Genomic DNA, 2350 nt, shown 5'->3' on the forward strand with positions numbered 1-2350 from the left:
AAGGGGTGACGGCGTACCTTTTGTATAATGGGTCAGCGACTTACGTTCAGTAGCAAGCTTAACCGTATAGGGCAGGCGTAGCGAAAGCGAGTCCGAATAGGGCGTTCAGTTGCTGGGCGTAGACCCGAAACCAAGTGATCTATCCATGGCCAGGATGAAGGTGCGGTAACACGTACTGGAGGTCCGAACCCACTAACGTTGAAAAGTTAGGGGATGAGCTGTGGATAGGGGTGAAAGGCTAAACAAACTTGGAAATAGCTGGTTCTCTCCGAAAACTATTTAGGTAGTGCCTCGTGTCTCACCTTCGGGGGTAGAGCACTGTCATGGTTGGGGGGTCTATTGCAGATTACCCCGCCATAGCAAACTCCGAATACCGAAGAGTGCAATCACGGGAGACAGACATCGGGTGCTAACGTCCGGTGTCAAGAGGGAAACAACCCAGACCGCCAGCTAAGGTCCCCAAATATAGCTAAGTGGGAAACGAAGTGGGAAGGCTAAAACAGTCAGGAGGTTGGCTTAGAAGCAGCCACCCTTTAAAGAAAGCGTAATAGCTCACTGATCGAGTCGTCCTGCGCGGAAGATGTAACGGGGCTAAGCTATATACCGAAGCTGCGGATGCGAGCTATGCTCGCATGGTAGGAGAGCGTTCCGTAAGCCTGCGAAGGTGCGTTGAAAAGCGTGCTGGAGGTATCGGAAGTGCGAATGCTGACATGAGTAGCGATAAAGGGGGTGAAAGGCCCCCTCGCCGTAAGCCCAAGGTTTCCTACGCAACGTTCATCGGCGTAGGGTGAGTCGGCCCCTAAGGCGAGGCAGAAATGCGTAGCTGATGGGAAGCAGGTCAATATTCCTGCACCATTGTTAGATGCGATGGGGGGACGGATCGCGGAAGGTTGTCCGGGTGTTGGAAGTCCCGGTCGCTGCATTGGAGAAGGCACTTAGGCAAATCCGGGTGCGCAATTCAAGGGTGTGGCGCGAGCTCCTTAGGGAGCGAAGCAATTGGAAGTGGTTCCAAGAAAAGCCTCTAAGCTTCAGTCTAACGATGACCGTACCGCAAACCGACACAGGTGGGCGAGATGAGTATTCTAAGGCGCTTGAGAGAACTCGGGAGAAGGAACTCGGCAAATTGGTACCGTAACTTCGGGATAAGGTACGCCCTTGTAGCTTGATGCGCCTGCGCGCAGAGGGTGAAGGGGTTGCAATAAACTGGTGGCTGCGACTGTTTAATAAAAACACAGCACTCTGCAAACACGAAAGTGGACGTATAGGGTGTGACGCCTGCCCGGTGCCGGAAGATTAAATGATGGGGTGCAAGCTCTTGATTGAAGTCCCGGTAAACGGCGGCCGTAACTATAACGGTCCTAAGGTAGCGAAATTCCTTGTCGGGTAAGTTCCGACCTGCACGAATGGCGTAACGATGGCCACACTGTCTCCTCCCGAGACTCAGCGAAGTTGAAGTGTTTGTGATGATGCAATCTACCCGCGGCTAGACGGAAAGACCCCATGAACCTTTACTGTAGCTTTGCATTGGACTTTGAACCGATCTGTGTAGGATAGGTGGGAGGCTATGAAACCGGAACGCTAGTTTCGGTGGAGCCGTCCTTGAAATACCACCCTGGTTTGTTTGAGGTTCTAACCTTGGCCCGTGATCCGGGTCGGGGACAGTGCATGGTAGGCAGTTTGACTGGGGCGGTCTCCTCCCAAAGCGTAACGGAGGAGTACGAAGGTACGCTAGGTACGGTCGGAAATCGTGCTGATAGTGCAATGGCATAAGCGTGCTTAACTGCGAGACCGACAAGTCGAGCAGGTGCGAAAGCAGGTCATAGTGATCCGGTGGTTCTGTATGGAAGGGCCATCGCTCAACGGATAAAAGGTACTCTGGGGATAACAGGCTGATACCGCCCAAGAGTTCATATCGACGGCGGTGTTTGGCACCTCGATGTCGGCTCATCTCATCCTGGGGCTGTAGCCGGTCCCAAGGGTATGGCTGTTCGCCATTTAAAGAGGTACGTGAGCTGGGTTTAAAACGTCGTGAGACAGTTTGGTCCCTATCTGCCGTGGGCGTTGGATATTTGAAGGGGGCTGCTCCTAGTACGAGAGGACCGGAGTGGACGAACCTCTGGTGTACCGGTTGTCACGCCAGTGGCATCGCCGGGTAGCTATGTTCGGAAGAGATAACCGCTGAAAGCATCTAAGCGGGAAACTCGCCTTAAGATGAGATATCCCTGGGGACTAGATCCCCTTGAAGGGTCGTTCGAGACCAGGACGTTGATAGGTCAGGTGTGTAAGCGCAGTAATGCGTTCAGCTAACTGATACTAATTGCCCGTAAGGCTTGATCCTATAACAAGTCTG

The 2350-nt window shown here is 53.1% G+C and carries 1 rRNA gene; it reads left to right on the top strand.

What is annotated here, in order from left to right:
- Nucleotides 1-2338, top strand: a 23S ribosomal RNA gene (locus ABIC50_RS33950); the annotation flags it as partial.
- Nucleotides 2339-2350 lie beyond the last annotated feature (12 nt).

The sequence above is a fragment of the Burkholderia sp. 567 genome (genome assembly GCF_040545115.1).
Classification (GTDB): domain Bacteria; phylum Pseudomonadota; class Gammaproteobacteria; order Burkholderiales; family Burkholderiaceae; genus Burkholderia; species Burkholderia ambifaria.